The sequence below is a fragment of the Streptomyces sp. NPDC092370 genome, assembly GCF_044755265.1.
Taxonomy (GTDB): Bacteria; Actinomycetota; Actinomycetes; order Streptomycetales; family Streptomycetaceae; genus Streptomyces.
The window spans coordinates 368,158-384,461 of record NZ_JBIVQO010000007.1 but is presented as its reverse complement, the minus strand read 5'-3'; the positions used below and the strand labels follow the sequence as shown (position 1 = coordinate 384,461).

The window sequence follows — 16,304 nt, the reverse complement described above, 5'->3', positions numbered from 1 at the left end:
CCCCCGGGGGGCTGTCGGCGCCGGCTGGCACGATGGCCCCATGGGGAACGCGCACCTGCACTCGCTTCACCTCCATCCGGTCAAGGCGGTCCGGGGCCCGGCGCCCCGGGAGGCCGTCGTGGAGCCCTGGGGGCTGGCCGGTGACCGGCGTTGGGTGCTGATCGACGACGGGGGAAAGGTCGTCACACAACGCCTGCTGCCGCGCCTCGCGCTCGCCGCCGCCGAGCTGCTGCCCGGTGGCGCCGTCCGGCTGTCCGCGCCCGGCATGCTGCCGCTGACGGTGCCCGTCCCCCGGCCCCTCGTCACCGTGACGGTGGAGATCTTCCGCGACAAGGTCGAGGCCGTCCCGGCCGAGGACGAGGCCGCGCACGCCTGGGTCAGCTCCTTCCTCGGCATCGACGCGCGCCTGGCGTACATGGACGAGCCGGCCACGCGCCGGCCCGTCGCACCGGAGTTCGCGCGGCCTGGTGAGACCGTCTCCTTCGCCGACGGTTTTCCGCTGCTGCTCACCACGACGGCCTCGCTCGACGCCCTCAACTCCCTCATCGCGCGGGGCGAGTACGCCGACGAGGGCCCGCTGCCCATGAACCGCTTCCGGCCGAACCTGGTCGTGGCGGGCACCCCCGCGTGGGCCGAGGACGACTGGTCGCGTCTCGCCGTCGGGGAGGTGCACTTCCGCGTGGCCAAGCCCTGCGGCCGGTGCGTGGTCACCACCACCGACCAGGTCACCGGAGAGCGCGGCCGCGAGCCCCTGTTCAGCCTGGGGCGCCACCGACGGCTCGGCGGCAAGCTGGTCTTCGGGCAGAACCTGGTACCCCTCACCCGGGGCACGATCCGGGTGGGTGACCCGGTCAGGGTCCTCGAACAGCGCTCCGACCGCCGCGGGAACCGCGCCGCCGACCCGGGCGTTGGGCTTGTGTGAGAAATGCGTGAGAGGCGCTGGGGAGAGGTGATGTCGCTCTCTCTTCGAGAGGTCCGCGCGCGGACGGCTCCGCCGGGAGGTATCACGGAGCGCGGAAGGGGGTGCAGGCGGTGCGAGCGATCAGCGGACTCTGGCGCTGGCGGCGCAATCCACTGCGCCGCGCCACCGACCTGGCCGAAGCCTGGGTGGCTCTGGCCGCCCTGCTGCTGATCCTGCTGGCCGCCCCGGTGGTGGGCTCCCTCGTCGGAGGAGCCGCGCAGGACGCGCTGCAGCGCTCCGTCCGGGCACAGCACGAGGCACGGCATCCGGTGACGGCCACCGTGGTGCGCAAGTTGGACCGCTCCCCGCTGGACGCCGACCCGGAGACCTCGTCGGGCCGAGATCTGCGCAACCGCGTCCTCGCCGACTGGACCGCGCCGGACGGCTCCCCGCACCAGGGGCCCGTCCTGGTGAGCCTGAAGGACCCGCGGCAGGGCGACGAGTTCCGCATATGGACCGACCGGCACGGCCGGATGGTGACCCGCCCGCTCGACTCCGCGACGGCCTCGACGCACGCGGTCCTCGCCGGCTTCGGCGCGGCCCTGGCGACGGGCGGCCTCATCGAGGGCGGCAGACGGCTGATCGTCTGGCGCATGGTCCGCCGCCGGTACGCCCGTTGGGACCAGGCATGGGACAGGGCGGGCCCGGACTGGGGCAGGACGGGCGCCGGCAGCTGACGGCCTTCCGGCTCTGGTCAACCCACCACCCGCGCGCACGCTACGGTGGTCCGGCCGAACCGTTCGGCACAACCCGCGCGCGAGCGAGCCCCAGGGACGCGCCGGTGTCGGTGCCGCGTGCGCGCCCGGGCCCCCATGGCCGGGCTCGGTCGCGGTCGCGACCCCGGCCGTAGCGCCCCGAGGGCGGACGAGCCATCAGTACGACCGAGGTGGGGGCACAGCTACACCATGGCACAGGGCACGGTCCAGGTGACGCACACCGGCACGTCACGGTGGCGGCGCCGCACGGGTGAGTACGCATCGCTTGCCGCCGCCCTGGAGGCCGCGGCCGACGGAGACGTCCTCACCGTCGCCCCCGGCACCTACCGGGAGAACCTCGTCCTGCAGCGCGCGGTGACCCTGCGGGGTCCCGAGGGCTCCCCCGGTTCCGTGCGGATCGCGCCCGTGGACGGAGTGCCGCTGACCGTGCGTGCCTCGGCGGTGGTGCAGGACCTCCATGTGGAGGGCCAGGACGCGGCCGCACCCGCCGTGCTGGTGGAGGAGGGCACCCCGGAGCTGCGGGACGTGCGGGTCGTGACCCGCTCGGCGGCCGGGATCGAGGTCCGCGGGAGCGCACGGCCCACGGTGCGGCGCTGCGCGGTCGACAACCCGGCGGGCATCGGCATCGCCGTACTCGACGGCGCGGGCGGGGTGTTCGAGGAGTGCGAGGTCGTCGCGGCCGGCCAGGCGGGCGTGGCGGTGCGTGGCGGTGCCCACCCCCGCCTGGAGCGCTGCCGGATCCACCACACCTCGGGCTCGGGCCTGTCGGCGACCGGGGAGAACTCGGCGCTGGAAGCGGTGGGCTGCGAGATCTACGAAGTGCGGGGCAGCGGTGTGCAGATCACCGGGCGGGCCACCGCGCACCTCACCGACTGCGATGTGCACCGCACGACGGCCGACGGGATCACGCTCGACACGGACGCCGTACTGACGCTCGCCGACTGCCGCATCCACGACATTCCGGAGAACGCGGTCGACCTGCGCTCCCGTTCCGTTCTCACGCTGACCCGCACCACGGTGCGGCAGTTCGGGCGCAACGGCCTGTCGGTGTGGGACCCGGGCACGCGCGTGGACGCCAACCAGTGTGAGATCTTCGACAGCACGGGCGACTACCCGGCGGTGTGGGTGAGCGACGGGGCGACGGTGGTGCTCGACTCGTGCCGGGTGCACGACGTGCCGGACGCGCTGTTCGTCCTGGACCGCGGTTCGCGCGCGGACGTCGTCGACACCGACCTCTCACAGGTGCGCAACACGGCCGTGTCGGTGAGCGACGGCGCGACCGCGCAGCTCGACGACTGCCGGATCCGGGACGCGGCGACGGGTGCCTGGTTCCGCGATCACGGCAGCGGCGGCACGCTCAGCAACTGCACGGTGGACGGCACCCAGACCGGCGTGATCGTCACCAAGGGCGCCGATCCCACGGTGGAGCGCTGCACGATCGACTCCCCGGCGGAGGCCGGTGTCTACGTGTCGGCCGGTGGCCGAGGCAGCTTCCTGAACTGCCGGGTCACGGGCAGTGGCGGCTACGGCTTCCATGTGATCGACGGCAGCCGTACGACGTTGCGGAAGTGCCGTACGGAGCGGTGCGCGCGCGGGGGCTACGAGTTCGCGGACGGCGGTGCGGACGCGGCGTCCAAAGCGAGCCCGCTGGTCGAGGACTGCACGAGCGACGAGAGCGGTGGGCCGCGCACGCCCGCGGCGCGGGAGACGGCCTTGGAGACGGTGAGCCACTCCCCGGGCCTGCTGGGCGCGGTCCCGGGGCAGCGCGCCGAACCGGAGCCCCCGGCGCCGGTCGCCGAGCCCGGGCAACCGGCCCGCTCCTCCAAGGATGTCCTGGGTGAACTGGACGCCCTGGTGGGCCTGGAGAGCGTCAAGCGCGAGGTGCGCGCCCTCACGGACATGATCGAGGTCGGCCGGCGCCGGCAGCAGGCGGGTCTGAAGGCGGCTTCCGTCAAGCGGCACCTGGTCTTCACGGGCTCCCCCGGCACCGGCAAGACGACCGTCGCGCGGCTCTACGGCGAGATCCTCGCCTCTCTCGGCGTGCTGGAGAAGGGCCATCTGGTCGAGGTGTCCCGTGTCGACCTGGTCGGCGAGCACATCGGCTCGACGGCGATCCGCACCCAGGAGGCCTTCGAGAAGGCGCGCGGCGGCGTGCTGTTCATCGACGAGGCCTACGCGCTGTCCCCGCAGGACGCGGGCCGCGACTTCGGTAAGGAGGCCATCGACACCCTGGTGAAGCTGATGGAGGACCATCGGGACGCGGTCGTGGTGATCGTCGCGGGCTATACGGCGGAGATGGAGCGCTTCCTGTCGGTCAACCCTGGGGTGGCCTCCCGCTTCTCACGCACCATCACCTTCAGCGACTACGGCCCCGACGACCTGCTGCGGATCGTGGAGCAGCAGGCCGAGGAGCACGAGTACCGGCTCGCGCCGGGCGCGGCGGAGGCCCTGCGGAAGTACTTCACGGTGCTCCCCAAGGGCCCGGCGTTCGGCAACGGCCGTACCGCGCGGCAGACCTTCGAGGCCATGGTCGAGCGGCACGCGAGCCGGGTCGCCCAGGTCGCGGAGCCGAGCACGGACGACCTGACGCTGCTCTACGCCGAGGATCTGCCCGAGCTCCTCTGAAACCCCCTCAGGCGGCGGGCGGCTCGGGCCGGGGACGGGGCACCTCGGGGACGTCCGGCCGCAGCCGGGCCAGCAGCTTGCGGCGTTCCTCGGCGAAGGCCGGATCGGCCTGGTAGTCGGAGTGACCGAGGATCGGCGCGGGCAGCGGCAGGAGATCGGTGCGGCCGTAGGCGAGCGGGTCCATCAGGGGGGCGTGGTCGACCTGGGGGCCGCGGTCGCCGGGCAGACGCACCGGGCCGCCGATGGGATCGGTCAGCCGGTACAGGTTCCGCCAGCAGTCGACGTCCCGGTGCAGGGAGCTGAGCGCGGCGGGTCCGAAGTGGGCCGGGAACCAGCGGCCGTAGAGGCGCTCCAGAGGTGAGCCGTAGGTGAGCAGTGCGACCCGTTTGCGGGCGGACGGGGCGAGTTGCCAGGCTGCGGCGGCGGCGAGCACGCTGCCCTGCGAGTGGCCGGAGAGGACCAGCCGTCCGCCGGTGACACGGGTCCAGGTCGCTATCCGCCAGGTCAGGTCGGGCACCGCGCGCTCGGCGTAGCAGGGCGGGGCGAAGGGGTGGGAGGCGCGCGGCCAGAAGGTGCCGACGTCCCACAGGATGCCGATGGTGCGGCGGGCCGCGGCGTCCTTGTAGGCGCGCCGGCCCCAGGTGACGAAGAGTATGAAGCCGAGCCCGATGAGCCAGGAGCCGAGCGCCTGGGCGGTCTCGGCGGCGCCGTGGACGACGGGGTAGGTGCCCTGCGCGGCCTTGCCCGGGGTTTCGTCGGTGACCAGGGCACCCACCAGGGCTCCGGCGCCGAGCAGCAGCGTGACACCGGAGGTGACGGCGATGATGCGGGGTCCCCGGTCGGTGAGCGCGGCCATCGCCCGGGTGTAGGCGATACGGCGGGTGCGGGCGGGGTCCAGGTCCTCGTCCGGGTAGTCGAGTGCCACGGCGATCCGCTCGGCCCGGGCGAGTTGCCAGGCACGATGGCCAAGCCAGCCGATGAGCCCCAGCAGGACGACGAGCAACGGCGGGATCACGGACGCCTGCCAGGTCAGCAGGACCGGCGGGCCCTCGATCGACGCTCCGGTGCCGTCCAGCCAGTCGGACACGCGCTGGGACACGCCGCCGGACATCACCCCGCCCAGTGCGCAGGCCAGCATCGCCACGGCCGGTCCGCCCAGGCCCCGCAGCACCGCCCGCCGGTCGGGGTCGGTGCGGTGCAGAACGTGGGCGACGACACCGAGGACGATCACGAGCAAACCCTGGATCAGGGCGATCCCGCCGAAGGTCGCGTCACCCGGCAGCCTGCCGTGCGACGCCCACCCGGGGCGCTCCCATCCGGCGTACAGCAGGGCGAGGGCGAGCAGGACGAGCGCGGCGAGCGGCAGACGTCGTACGAAGCGCTCGTCGAGCTCCCGGTCCAGCCGTTTCTCGCTGCGCCCCCGGCGGCACACCACCCACACCACGGCCACCGCGCAGGCCGCGAGGGCCGCTTCCAGGATCAGCCCCAGGGTGTCGAGGACGGCGGGGCCGCCGGGCCGGCGGTCGTGGCGGGCGGCGGCGCTGCCGACCGCGGCGGCGACCGTGATCAGGCCGGCGGCGGTGTGCGCGGCACGCAGGCGCGCCACCAGCCGGCGTCCGTACCAGAACCCGGGCCGGCCGAGTGCCGTCGGGCCGCCGTCCCCTTCGGGCTCGGGGGCGCGCTCGATGGGCTGCTGGGACTCGTAGTCGCTCCACGTCCGTCGGGACAGGTACCACAGCAGGACGGTCAGGGCGGTGGGGACGGCCGCGGCGAGGGCGAGCCTGCGGCCCGGGGCGCTCCACCAGCCGCCGTCCGAGACGGTGGGCGAGAGGAAGCCCAGCCAGGTGTGGCGGTCGGCGCAGGCGGTGGTGCCCGCGCACTGCCAGGCCGCCAGGTCGAGGGCGACCTCGCAGGCCGCGGCGACGAGCAGCACCGTCAGTGTGAGCCCGGCGAGCCGCACCAGGAGGCCGTACAGGCGCACGGTGCGGCGGCGGCCGTGGGCGGTGGGGCGCATCCAGTGGGCGAGGTTGACGACCATGAAGGGCAGCAGCAGCAACCACAGGGCGCGGGTGCCGTTGCCCGAGGTGAGGTTGCACCAGACGTACGCCTCGGGCACCGGTCCGTCGCGGCGGCGCTCGTCGGGGCTGTGCTCGGCGTCGACGTCGTCGGCACGCCGGAAGACGGCCGCGATGTCGTCGCCGGTGATCCGCACCGTGCGCGGATCGTTGAGCATCTCCTGCGGTGTGGTGCCGCCCACGCCGTGGACCAGGAGTTCCAGTGCGGTCCCGGTTTCGCCGGGCCGCGCGGCGGGACCGTCCGGTCCGCCGGTCGACGCATGTTCCCGCGTACGTTCCACTGATACGCACTTCCCCCGTGACACGCCGTCGGCTCCGTCCGTGCGGGCACAAGGATCTCCACTTCCGCGGCGGCGCACACCTCCTGTCACGGAATCTCACCGATCCGTGATGAACCGCGGCGACGCATGAGGCACCGGTGACGTGTGCGCGACGAGCAGTCGGTGGCGTGCCCCACTCCTCGACATGCGAGGATGGGACGTCCTCGCACCGGAGCCAGGAAGAATGTCCCAGTCGAAGCCGGTGCGGGATGTGTCGGACGGCATTGAGGCGAAAGGACCGGAGCGTACGTGAGCGAGAATCAGAACCTCCTCGCGGAGCAGCGGAGATCCCTGATCCTCGACGAGGTCCGCCGCCGGGGCGGTGTCCGGGTCAACGAGCTGACCCGCAAGCTCGGCGTGTCGGACATGACGGTCCGCCGCGACCTCGACGCGCTCGCCCGCCAGGGCGTGCTGGAGAAGGTGCACGGCGGCGCGGTGCCGGTGGTCGAGGCGAGTACGCACGAACCGGGCTTCGAGGCCAAGTCCGGCCTGGAGCTGACCGCCAAGGAGGACATCGCGCGCGCCGCGGCCAAACTGGTCGCGCCGGGCGCGGCGATCGCCCTGTCGGGCGGAACGACGACCTTCGCGCTGGCGCACCAGCTGCTGGACGTCCCGGACCTCACGGTGGTCACCAACTCGGTGCGGGTCGCCGACGTGTTCCACGCGGCACAGCGCACCTCGGGCCCGCGGCAGGGTGCGGCCACGGTCGTACTGACGGGCGGGGTGCGCACGCCCTCCGACTCGCTGGTGGGCCCGGTGGCCGACCAGGCGATCGCGGCGCTCCACTTCGATCTGCTGTTCCTCGGGGTGCACGGCATATCGGTCGAGGCCGGCCTGTCGACGCCGAACCTCGCGGAGGCCGAGACGAACCGGCGGCTCGTCCAGTCCGCGCGTCGTGTGGTCGTGGTCGCGGACCACACCAAGTGGGGCAAGGTGGGCCTGAGTTCGTTCGCCTCGCTGGAGCGGATCGACACGCTGGTCACGGACGCCGGTCTTCCGGAGGAGGCGCGCGGGGTGGTCGCCGAGCACCTGCGGCGCCTGGTGGTGGCCGGGGAGCCCGAGGGCGATACAGACACCTGACGGGGCGCCGGCCAGGGGGGACGCTCCACGGTCTCGACCGCTCCCGTCCAGGAGGGCTTCGCCCATGGCTCGCCGACTGCGCCCGGTGGGGCTCGACTTCGTCGGGATCGCGCCCGTTCGGTACGTTTGCGCCCGAGGGGTCCTGGCTCCGGTGGAACAGGTCTACGACGCGCTCGCGAGCGTGCCCGGCTGGACCGAGTGGTTCCCACAGGTGACGGCCGCCCGCCCGGTCGACGCGGGCACGGGGGCGCGACATCACGCTCACCGGCGGATTCCGGTTCCGCGAGTCGACCACCGCGGCGGAGGCGCCCGAGGTGTACGCCCATCGCGTCGACGTCACCAACGTGCCGGGCATGCGGGCGATGGCCGAGGAAGGCGGCTCACGCCGGTCGGCGGCACCCGGGGTGCGGTGGACGTTCGCCAGCGACGGGACTGCGGCCTGCCGGCTGGCCGTGGAGAGCGGTGCGTGGGGGCCAGGCGCGCGCGTTCCGGGACGCCATGACGGCACTGGACCGGCGGCTGGGCTCCTGATGGCCCGGACTCAGTCGCGCCAGACGCCCGTCTTCAGCAACGAGTCGATCGCGGCCGTGTACGGCTCGATGTCCAGCCCCTGGGCCGCCAGCCAGGCGTCCGAGTAGTACTTGTCGAGATACCGGTCCCCCGGGTCGCACAGCAGGGTCACGACGCTGCCCTGCCGCCCCTCGGACACCATCTCCGCGACGATCTTCAGCGCGCTCCACAGCCCCGTACCGGTCGAGCCGCCCGCCTTGCGGCCGATGGCGCCCTCCAGGGCCCGTACGGCGGCGACGCTGGCCGCGTCGGGGACCTTCATCATCCGGTCGATGGCGCCGGGCACGAAGCTCGGTTCCATCCGGGGCCGGCCGATGCCCTCGATACGGGAGCCGCAGTCGCAGGTGACGTCCGGATCGCCGGTGGTCCAGCCCTCGAAGAAGCACGAGTTCTCGGGGTCGGCCACGCAGACGCGGGTGTCGCACTGCATGTAGTGGACGTAGCGCGCGAGGGTCGCGGAGGTGCCGCCGGTGCCCGCCGTGGCGACGATCCACGCCGGTTCGGGGAACCGCTCCAGGCGCAGCTGGCGGAAGATGGATTCGGCGATGTTGTTGTTCCCGCGCCAGTCCGTGGCCCGCTCGGCGTAGGTGAACTGGTCCATGTAGTGGCCGCCGGTCTCGGCCGCGAGGCGGGCCGACTCCTCGTACATCGTGCGGGGGTCGTCCACGAAGTGACATCGGCCTGAGTGGAACTCGATGAGGCGGATCTTCTCGGCGCTCGTCGTGCGCGGCATGACGGCGATGAAGGGCACGCCGATCAGCTTCGCGAAGTACGCCTCGGAGACGGCCGTCGAGCCGCTGGAGGCCTCGATGACGGGGCGGTCCGGCCGGATCCAGCCATTGCAGAGGCCATAGAGGAAGAGGGAGCGGGCGAGGCGGTGCTTGAGGCTGCCGGTGGGGTGGGTCGACTCGTCCTTCAGGTACAGATCGATGCCCCACCGCTCGGGCAGGGGGAACCGGAGCAGATGTGTGTCGGCCGAGCGGTTGGCGTCGGCCTGGACTCTGCGGACGGCTTCTTTGAGCCACGCCCGGTAGGCGGCATCGCTGTGGTCGACGTCGAGGGTCACGCCGGTCCGGGTCTGCTGGGGAGTGCTCACGAGGGGGCTCCTAACGCTGCGCGCCGTCGACGCGCCGCGCGGCCGACACCTCCGATCATAGACACCTTGTGCACGCTTCTCACCTGCATAAACGTATCTTTGAGCCCCCCAAAGCGCCCCCAGGGGCAGGGCCGGTGCAAGGGGGCGCGCAGACCGGGGGGCGCATGGGCGGGCGTGCTGCGGGCGCCCCCGGCGAGGGGCTCGCGGGCACTGGTGCTCGCCGCCGGGCAGGGGCAGACTGCACGGCGGGACCAAGGCCCCGGCGGGTGACCTCCGGGGGCACGACGCACCGTCCGGAGCCGCCTTCCGGGCACGGGCACCTCGCCCCCGCGGCGGGGGTTCGACGGTCAACACCGTACGGCCGGGCCGAGGTTCGGGCCGGGCAGGACGTACCACCCTCGAGGGGACCGCGGGTTCCGGAGGGGGCACACTGGATCAGGACACGAGCGCGTACCGGGCATCGCGCGCGGCGGGCCGGTACACCGAGACGCACCAGGGGGCGGGTGGCATGGGAGAGCCGGAGTTCAGGGCCACGGGTGTGCGGATAGGGAAGCGGCTGCGGTCACTCACCCGGGCCGGGCAGGTCCGGATCAGTGACGGCCGACTCGAGCTGCTGACCAGCTACGGCAGTGAGATCGACAGCGCGCCGGTACAGGCCGTACGCGCCTCCAGGCCATGGTTCGGCCCCGATGACCGAGCCACGGCGGATCTCAACGGCAATCGGTACCTGCTCACCCTGGGCGACCACGACCCCGCCCCGGGGGAGCCGGGCCCGCCGGCCGCGCGGCGTTTCATCGAAGCCGTGCGCCGGGCGTCGGGGCGTGGCGACTGAGATGTCCGCGAGTTGCGGTACCTCATCCCCTGCGCCACCCTGGTCTCACGTCACTCTGGGTTTACCGGCGATAACGCTGCGAACCAGCCCGCCGGCCACGACAGCAGGCGGCAGCGTCACGCAGGCGCCCTGCTGGATCCGAACTCCGTGTTCTTCCGGACCTCACGTCGGGGAGTCGCAGCCGTGATCAGCTACCCAAGCAGGCACTGCACGGTGGAGCTCCAAGCCCTGCCGTCGCGGATCGGCCAGGTCCGCAGAATCGTATCTGCGCAGTTGCGCTACTGGCATCTCGACCCCCTGATCGACCGGGCCTCGCTCGGCGTGACGGAGCTGTTGTCCAACGTCCACCGGCACGCCCGGCCCGACAAGACGTGCACCGTGGAGATAGAGCTGCTGCTCGACCGGCTCACCGTCTCGGTGCGCGACGGCGATCCACGGATGCCCGTGGTCGACGACGCCGATCCGCTGGCGACCTGCGGGCGCGGGCTCGCGATGGTGGCCGCCATGAGCGAGAGCTGGGGCGTCCGGCCGGACGGCGAGTCCGGCAAGGTCGTGTGGTTCACGCTGCCGACGTCCCCTCCCGTGGTGACGGCGCCGTCGCTCCGGTCGCGGCGCACGGTCCAGGAGAAGCCCGCGCGCAGGTTCGCCGAGGTCGGGGCTTCCACCGACGGGCTCCTGCCCGACCATGCTCCCGCCCGGTCCGCCGTTGCCGGTTGACCGGGCGGTGACCACCGTCCCTCCGTAGGTTCCGGGCATCTGCGCCACCGGGTGCGTCCCCGGGGCGCACGTCACTCCGTGGCGACGGCGCGCAGCACGTCCCGGCGTGCCGCGCGCCGGGCCGGGCGCAGTCCCGCGAGGACCGGCCGTGAGCCCGACGAGGGCCACGACGGCCAATTGCCGGAGCCCGAGGGCTTCACGATCTGGGGAACCTCCTAGGAGTGGGGCTTCTCGCCGAAGCTGGCGAAGTAGGCCGCCACCATGTCCTCGCCGGCGTGGCCCTGGGCGGCGGCGCGCTCCATGCGGGCGGCGGCCGCTTCGGCGACATCCAGGCGTACGCCGTTCTCCGCGCCGGCCTGGACGATCAGCCGGGCGTCCTTGGCGGCCGTGGTCACCGCGAACTGGGGCGGCGTGAGCTTGTCCTGGAGAACGAGATCGGACTTGGCGCGCAGATAGCCCATGTCGAGCGGGCCCCCGGCGACGAGGTCGAAGAAGCCGTGCGGGTCGACGCCGAGGGCCTTGGACAGGGCGAGGGCTTCGCCGGCGGCGGCCGTGACGGCGAGGACCCAGCTGTTGGCGACGAGCTTGAGGCGGGTCGCGCCGCCCTCCGCTCCGTCCTCGCCGGCCCAGACGGTACGGGCGCCGACCGCGTCGAAGACCGGCGTGACCCTCTCGCGCCCCTCGGTGGGGCCGGCCGCGAGCACGGTCAGTTTCCCGGCCTCGGCGGGCTGGCGGGTGCCCAGGACGGGGGCGTCGTAGAAGACCAGGCCGTGTTCGCGGGCGAAGGCGGCCAGTTGGGCGACGCCCTCGATGCCCACGGTGGTGGACTGCGCCCAGGCGGTGCCGGCGCGCAGGGCGGGGACGGCCTCGCGCATGGTGTCCAGGGCGGCGGGACCGTCGTAGAGCATGGTCAGGACGACATCGGCGTCCTGGACGGCCTGCACGGGGGTGTCGGCGATCCGCACGCCCTCGGCGGCCAGCGGCTCGGCCTTGGCCCGGGTGCGGTTCCAGGCGTGGACCGTGTGTCCGGCCCGGGCGAGGTTGCGGGCCATCGCGGCGCCCATGATGCCGGTGCCCAGGACGCTCACGGTGAGCTTGTCGGTCATTGCGTCGACTTCCTTGGTGCTGCGGTGCGGTGCGGACGGACTGCCCGCGGACCAGCCTGCCCGCTGGGCGGCGAACCTTCCCGCAAGCGGCGCGGACAAGCCTGATACCGGTGGGGTCAGGCTTTCCGGAGCACGCCCGGCCCCCGCTCAGCCCCGCGCGGTCAGCGCTCCGAGCGGATCGTCCAGGACGGGTTGCCAGGCCAGTTCCGCCGCGCCGACCAGGCTGTTGTGATCGAGCGTGCACGGCAGGATGGGGACGCCGCCGCTCTGCCCCCACAGGCTGCGTTCGGCCACGACCGCGCGCAGGCGGCCGGGGTCGGCGTCGAGCAGGGTGCGGTGCAGGCCGCCGAGGACGATGCGGTCCGGGTTGAGGATGTTGACCAGGCCGGCGAGGCCCAGACCGAGACGGTCGATCAGGGCTTCGGCGGCGGCGCGGACGCCCGGGTCGTCGTAGTGGTGGCGGATCAGGTCGATGGACTGCTGGAGCAGGGACACCTCGGGGCCGGGTTCACGCCCGGCCTCCGTGAGGAAGGCCAGCGGGTCGGTCTCGACGTCGAGGCAGCCGCGGCTGCCGCAGTGGCAGGGGCGGCCCTCGGGGCGCACGGTGAGGTGCCCGACCTCCAGCGCGAGGCCCGAACTGCCCCGGTGCAGGCGGCCGTCGAGGACGAGCGCGCCCCCGACACCACGGTGGCCGGTGGCCACGCACAGCAGGTCGCGGGCGCCGCGGCCGGCGCCGTGCCGGTGCTCGGCGATCGCGGCGAGGTTGACGTCGTTCGCGGCGAACGCGGGCCCGTCGATGCCGGCCGCGCGCACCTGCTCGGCGAAGATGTCCCGGACCGGCGCGCCCGCGGGCCAGGCCAGGTGGAGGGGGTTCAGCGCCAGCCCTTCGGGTTCGGCGACGGCGGACGGCACGGCGAGACCCGCGCCCACACACCGCAGTCCGGTCTCGCGCAGCAGCTCGGCGCCGGCCTCGACGACCGAGGCGAGCACCTTGGCCGGGTCGGCGTCGACGACCTCGCAGCCGGGCGCGGTGGCGACGATACGGCCGCCCAGCCCGACCAGCGCCGCCCGGAAGCCGTCGGAGTGGACCTGCGCCGCGAGCGCGACGGGCCCGTCGTCGGCGACGGCCAGCCGGTGGGAGGGCCTGCCCTGCGAGCCGGCCGCCGCGCCGGGCCGGGCGTCGACCCGGATCAGCCCGAGCGCCTCCAGCTCGGCGGCGACCGCACCGGCCGTCGCCCGGGTCACCCCGAGCTCGGCGGTGAGGACGGCCCGGGTCGGCGCGCGTCCGGTGTGCACGAGCTCCAGCGCCGGTCCGAGCGCTGCGCGCCCCCGGTCCAGCCGCGCCCTCGACGTGCTCCCGTCCCCCGCCTGCCGGGGGTCCGCCTTCCCGCTCATGAGGGCGAGTCTCCCATGATCCGCCGGATGGTGGCCCGGCGTGCCCGCCGGACGCCGGGGGTGTCCGCGAAGTCCCGCCTGCCGCGACGCGCGCCGGACACCCCCGGTGCACACCACTCAGAGGCCGCTGACCCGGAGTGTGATGTTGAGCCGGCCCCTCAGGCCCAGCCCCGGCGGTGCCGTGCCGGCGTGAACGCGGGGGACGCCGTGGTAGGCGAGGCGGGACGGGCCTCCGAAGACGAACAGGTCGCCGCTGCGCAGTTCGACGTCGGTGTAGGGACGCGTGCGCGTCTGCGTGTTGCCGAGGCGGAAGACGCAGGTGTCACCGAGGCTCAGCGACACCACCGGCGCGTCCGACTTCTCGTCGCTGTCACGGTGCATGCCCATGCGGGCGTCGGCGTCATAGAAGTTGATCAGCGCGACGTCGTAGTCCGGAGCGGGTCCTGCCAGGGTGTCGCGGACCGCCCGGCGGCCCAATTCGCCGAGCCACCGCGGGAACGGCTTCACCGGGGCGCCGTCCCCGTCGGCGACCGTGCGGGCGTAGCCGTACGGGTACCAGTGCCAGCCGAGGCAGACCTGCCGGGCGGTCATGGTGCCACCACCCGGCGTGCGGACGGTGCGCAGGCCGGCGGGCGGCCGGGCCCAGGCGCGGCAGGCGTCCAGCAGTGCCTTCTGGCGTTCCGCCGCCAGCCAGTCGGGCAGGTGCACGGCGCCGGGCGCCACCTGCGTACGGGCCCTGGGAAACAGCTCGGCGTCCATGCCTTCCATGGTGCCCGACACCTCCTGAGCTGCGGCTCGGCTAGCCTGGTCGCACGATGAACGACCGTATGACGACGCCGTGGGGCGAACCGGCGCTGACCCGTTACCCCGAGGACCCGCGCGACAGGCTGCGCGCCTGGGACGCCTCGGACGAGTATCTGCTGCGGCACCTGGCCGAGGAGCGGGTGCCGCTGGACGGCACGGTCGTTATCGTCGGGGACCGCTGGGGCGCCCTGGTCACGGCGCTCGCGGCGCACGGGCCGGTACAGATCACCGACTCCTGTCTCGCGCAGGAGGCGACACGCGCCAACCTCACGCGGGCCGGGGCCGAGCCGGGCGCGGTCCGGCTGCTCACCACGCAGGACCCGCCGCCGGAGCGGATCGACGTGCTGCTGGTGCGGGTCCCCAAGAGCCTGGCACTCCTGGAGGACCAGTTGCTGCGACTGGCGCCGGCCGTGCACCCGGGGACGGTCGTCGTCGGCACGGGCATGGTGAAGGAGATCCACACCTCGACCCTCCGGCTGTTCGAGCGGATCCTCGGCCCGACCCGCACCTCGCTCGCCGAGAAGAAGGCCCGGCTGATCTTCTGCACGCCTGATCCGGCGCTGGAGCGGCCCGGCAATCCGTGGCCGTACGTCTACACGCTGCCGGACGACGTCGGCCCGGCCGCGGGCAGCACGGTCGTCAACCACGCCGGGGTCTTCTGCGCCGACCGGCTCGACATCGGGACGCGGTTCTTCCTGCGGCACCTGCCGGACGGCCGGGGCCGCCGTGTGGTGGATCTGGGGTGCGGCAACGGCGTGGTGGGCACGGCGGTGGCGTTGGCCGACCCGGACACCGAGGTGCTGTTCGTGGACGAGTCGTTCCAGGCCGTGGCCTCGGCGGAGGCGACCTACGAGGCGAACGGCGCGCCGGGGCATGCCGAGTTCCGGGTCGGTGACGGGCTGGCGGGCGTGCCGTCCGGCAGTGTCGACCTGGTCCTCAACAACCCGCCCTTCCACTCCCACCAGGCGACGACCGACGCCACGGCCCGGCGGATGTTCACGGGGGCGCGGCGCGCGCTGCGGCCGGGCGGGGAGTTGTGGGTGGTCGGCAACCGGCACCTGGGCTACCACGTCACGCTGCGGAAGCTGTTCGGCAACAGTCGACTGGTGGCGAGCGACCCGAAGTTCGTGGTGCTGAAGGCGCTCAAGCGCTAGCGGCGCCGAGAGTCCGCAGGGTTGTGGCCACCGCCCGTGTCATCGCCTCCCGCGCGAGGGTCAGGTAACCGCGCGGGTCGACCGCCTCGGGCCGCTCGGCGAGGAACTCACGGATCGCGCCGGTCAGTGCGATGTTCAGGGCGGTGCCGATGTTGACCTTGGCGATGCCGCCCGCGACGGCCGCCGTGAGTTCGTCGTCCGGTACGCCGGAGGAGCCGTGCAGCACGAGCGGGACGTCCAGTGCGGCCGACAGGCGTGTGAGCAGGGCGTGGTCGAGGGCCGCCGTGCGAGTGGTCATGGCGTGGGAGCTGCCGATGGCGACGGCCAGGGCGTCCACGCCCGCGTCGGCGACGAACGCCCGGGCCTCCTCGGGGTCGGTGCGGGCGCCGGGGGTGTGCGCGTCCAGCGGGGGCCTGCCGTTCTTTCCGCCGATCTGGCCCAATTCCGCCTCGATCCACAACCCCTGGGCGTGTGCCCAGTCGACCGCCGCCCGGGTCGCGGCGAGGTTCTGCGCGTAGGGGAGCCGGGCCGCGTCGTACATCACGGAGCTGAAGCCGGCGTCCGCGGCCCGGCGCAGCAGTGCGTCGCTCTGCACGTGGTCGAGGTGCAGCGCGACGGGGACGGCGGCGTGCTCGGCGGCGGCGACGGCGGCTCGGGCGAGCGGAAGCAGTTGTCCGCCGCGGAAGTTGACCGCGTTCTCGCTGACCTGGAGGACGACGGGGGCGTGCACGGACTCGGCGCCCCTGATGACGGCCTCGACGTGTTCCAGGGTGATGACGTTGAAGGAGGCAACGGCCGAGCCGGCCGCGGCGGCACGGGTGACGAGACCGCCGGTGGTGGTCAGGGGCACGGG

13 protein-coding genes and 1 pseudogene are annotated in these 16,304 nt (G+C 73.6%); 8 read left to right on the top strand and 6 right to left on the bottom strand.

The features are described 5' to 3' along the window. The first annotated feature begins 40 nt into the window (after positions 1-40). The 3 genes from ACIQHQ_RS23205 to ACIQHQ_RS23195 all read left to right on the top strand — a co-directional run bounded on the left by ACIQHQ_RS23205 (position 41) and on the right by ACIQHQ_RS23195 (position 4,302). Positions 41-922, top strand: a complete 882-nt coding sequence (locus tag ACIQHQ_RS23205) for an MOSC domain-containing protein (protein WP_402614374.1) — start codon at positions 41-43, stop codon at positions 920-922. Positions 923-1,032: 110 nt separating this feature from the next. Then, positions 1,033-1,638, top strand: a complete 606-nt coding sequence (locus ACIQHQ_RS23200; protein ID WP_402614371.1) for a hypothetical protein — start codon at positions 1,033-1,035, stop codon at positions 1,636-1,638. A 228-nt stretch (positions 1,639-1,866) separates the two neighbouring features. Next, positions 1,867-4,302: a right-handed parallel beta-helix repeat-containing protein gene (locus ACIQHQ_RS23195; protein WP_402614368.1), complete on the top strand. Its 2,436-nt coding sequence runs from the start codon at positions 1,867-1,869 to the stop codon at positions 4,300-4,302. A gap of 7 nt (positions 4,303-4,309) precedes the next feature. On the opposite strand, the gene ACIQHQ_RS23190 is transcribed toward ACIQHQ_RS23195, so the two are convergent. Beyond that, positions 4,310-6,658: a hypothetical protein gene (locus ACIQHQ_RS23190; RefSeq protein WP_402614366.1), complete on the bottom strand. Its 2,349-nt coding sequence runs from the start codon at positions 6,656-6,658 to the stop codon at positions 4,310-4,312. A 288-nt stretch (positions 6,659-6,946) separates the two neighbouring features. On the opposite strand from ACIQHQ_RS23190, the gene ACIQHQ_RS23185 reads away from it, so the two are divergent. Beyond that, positions 6,947-7,777 (top strand): DeoR/GlpR family DNA-binding transcription regulator, encoded by an 831-nt coding sequence (locus tag ACIQHQ_RS23185; protein ID WP_402614363.1) that lies wholly within the window; start codon positions 6,947-6,949, stop codon positions 7,775-7,777. A gap of 64 nt (positions 7,778-7,841) precedes the next feature. Beyond that, positions 7,842-8,308 (top strand): annotated as a pseudogene (locus ACIQHQ_RS23180) (SRPBCC family protein). A gap of 10 nt (positions 8,309-8,318) precedes the next feature. Here ACIQHQ_RS23180 and ACIQHQ_RS23175 read toward each other — a convergent pair. Next, positions 8,319-9,443 carry a PLP-dependent cysteine synthase family protein gene (locus ACIQHQ_RS23175; RefSeq protein ID WP_402614360.1) on the bottom strand — a complete coding sequence of 375 codons (1,125 nt, stop codon included), beginning with the start codon at positions 9,441-9,443 and terminating at the stop codon, positions 8,319-8,321. 508 nt (positions 9,444-9,951) lie between these two features. On the opposite strand from ACIQHQ_RS23175, the gene ACIQHQ_RS23170 reads away from it, so the two are divergent. Then, positions 9,952-10,275 carry a hypothetical protein gene (locus ACIQHQ_RS23170; protein ID WP_402614358.1) on the top strand — a complete coding sequence of 108 codons (324 nt, stop codon included), beginning with the start codon at positions 9,952-9,954 and terminating at the stop codon, positions 10,273-10,275. A 183-nt stretch (positions 10,276-10,458) separates the two neighbouring features. Beyond that, positions 10,459-10,992: an ATP-binding protein gene (locus ACIQHQ_RS23165; protein ID WP_402614355.1), complete on the top strand. Its 534-nt coding sequence runs from the start codon at positions 10,459-10,461 to the stop codon at positions 10,990-10,992. Positions 10,993-11,207: 215 nt separating this feature from the next. Here the strand turns inward: ACIQHQ_RS23165 and ACIQHQ_RS23160 are convergent, their stop codons facing one another. From ACIQHQ_RS23160 to ACIQHQ_RS23150, 3 genes are all read right to left on the bottom strand, one after another. Further along, positions 11,208-12,098 carry an NAD(P)-dependent oxidoreductase gene (locus ACIQHQ_RS23160; protein ID WP_402614353.1) on the bottom strand — a complete coding sequence of 297 codons (891 nt, stop codon included), beginning with the start codon at positions 12,096-12,098 and terminating at the stop codon, positions 11,208-11,210. A 147-nt stretch (positions 12,099-12,245) separates the two neighbouring features. Next, entirely contained in the window at positions 12,246-13,493 is a 1,248-nt protein-coding gene (locus tag ACIQHQ_RS23155) for an ROK family protein (RefSeq protein WP_402614350.1), read from the bottom strand. 117 nt (positions 13,494-13,610) lie between these two features. Further along, positions 13,611-14,252, bottom strand: coding sequence for an alpha-ketoglutarate-dependent dioxygenase AlkB family protein (locus ACIQHQ_RS23150; protein ID WP_402614347.1), 642 nt, complete (start codon positions 14,250-14,252; stop codon positions 13,611-13,613). A gap of 68 nt (positions 14,253-14,320) precedes the next feature. Here ACIQHQ_RS23150 and ACIQHQ_RS23145 point away from each other — a divergent pair, with 68 nt between their 5' ends. After that, complete coding sequence (locus ACIQHQ_RS23145) at positions 14,321-15,451, top strand: methyltransferase (protein ID WP_402614543.1); 1,131 nt, start codon at positions 14,321-14,323, stop codon at positions 15,449-15,451. Here the strand turns inward: ACIQHQ_RS23145 and ACIQHQ_RS23140 are convergent. Continuing rightward, on the bottom strand, positions 15,441-16,301 hold the full coding sequence (locus tag ACIQHQ_RS23140) for a ketose-bisphosphate aldolase (protein WP_402614344.1): 861 nt from the start codon (positions 16,299-16,301) through the stop codon (positions 15,441-15,443). The genes ACIQHQ_RS23145 and ACIQHQ_RS23140 overlap by 11 nt on opposite strands. Between the last annotated feature and the right edge of the window lie 3 nt (positions 16,302-16,304).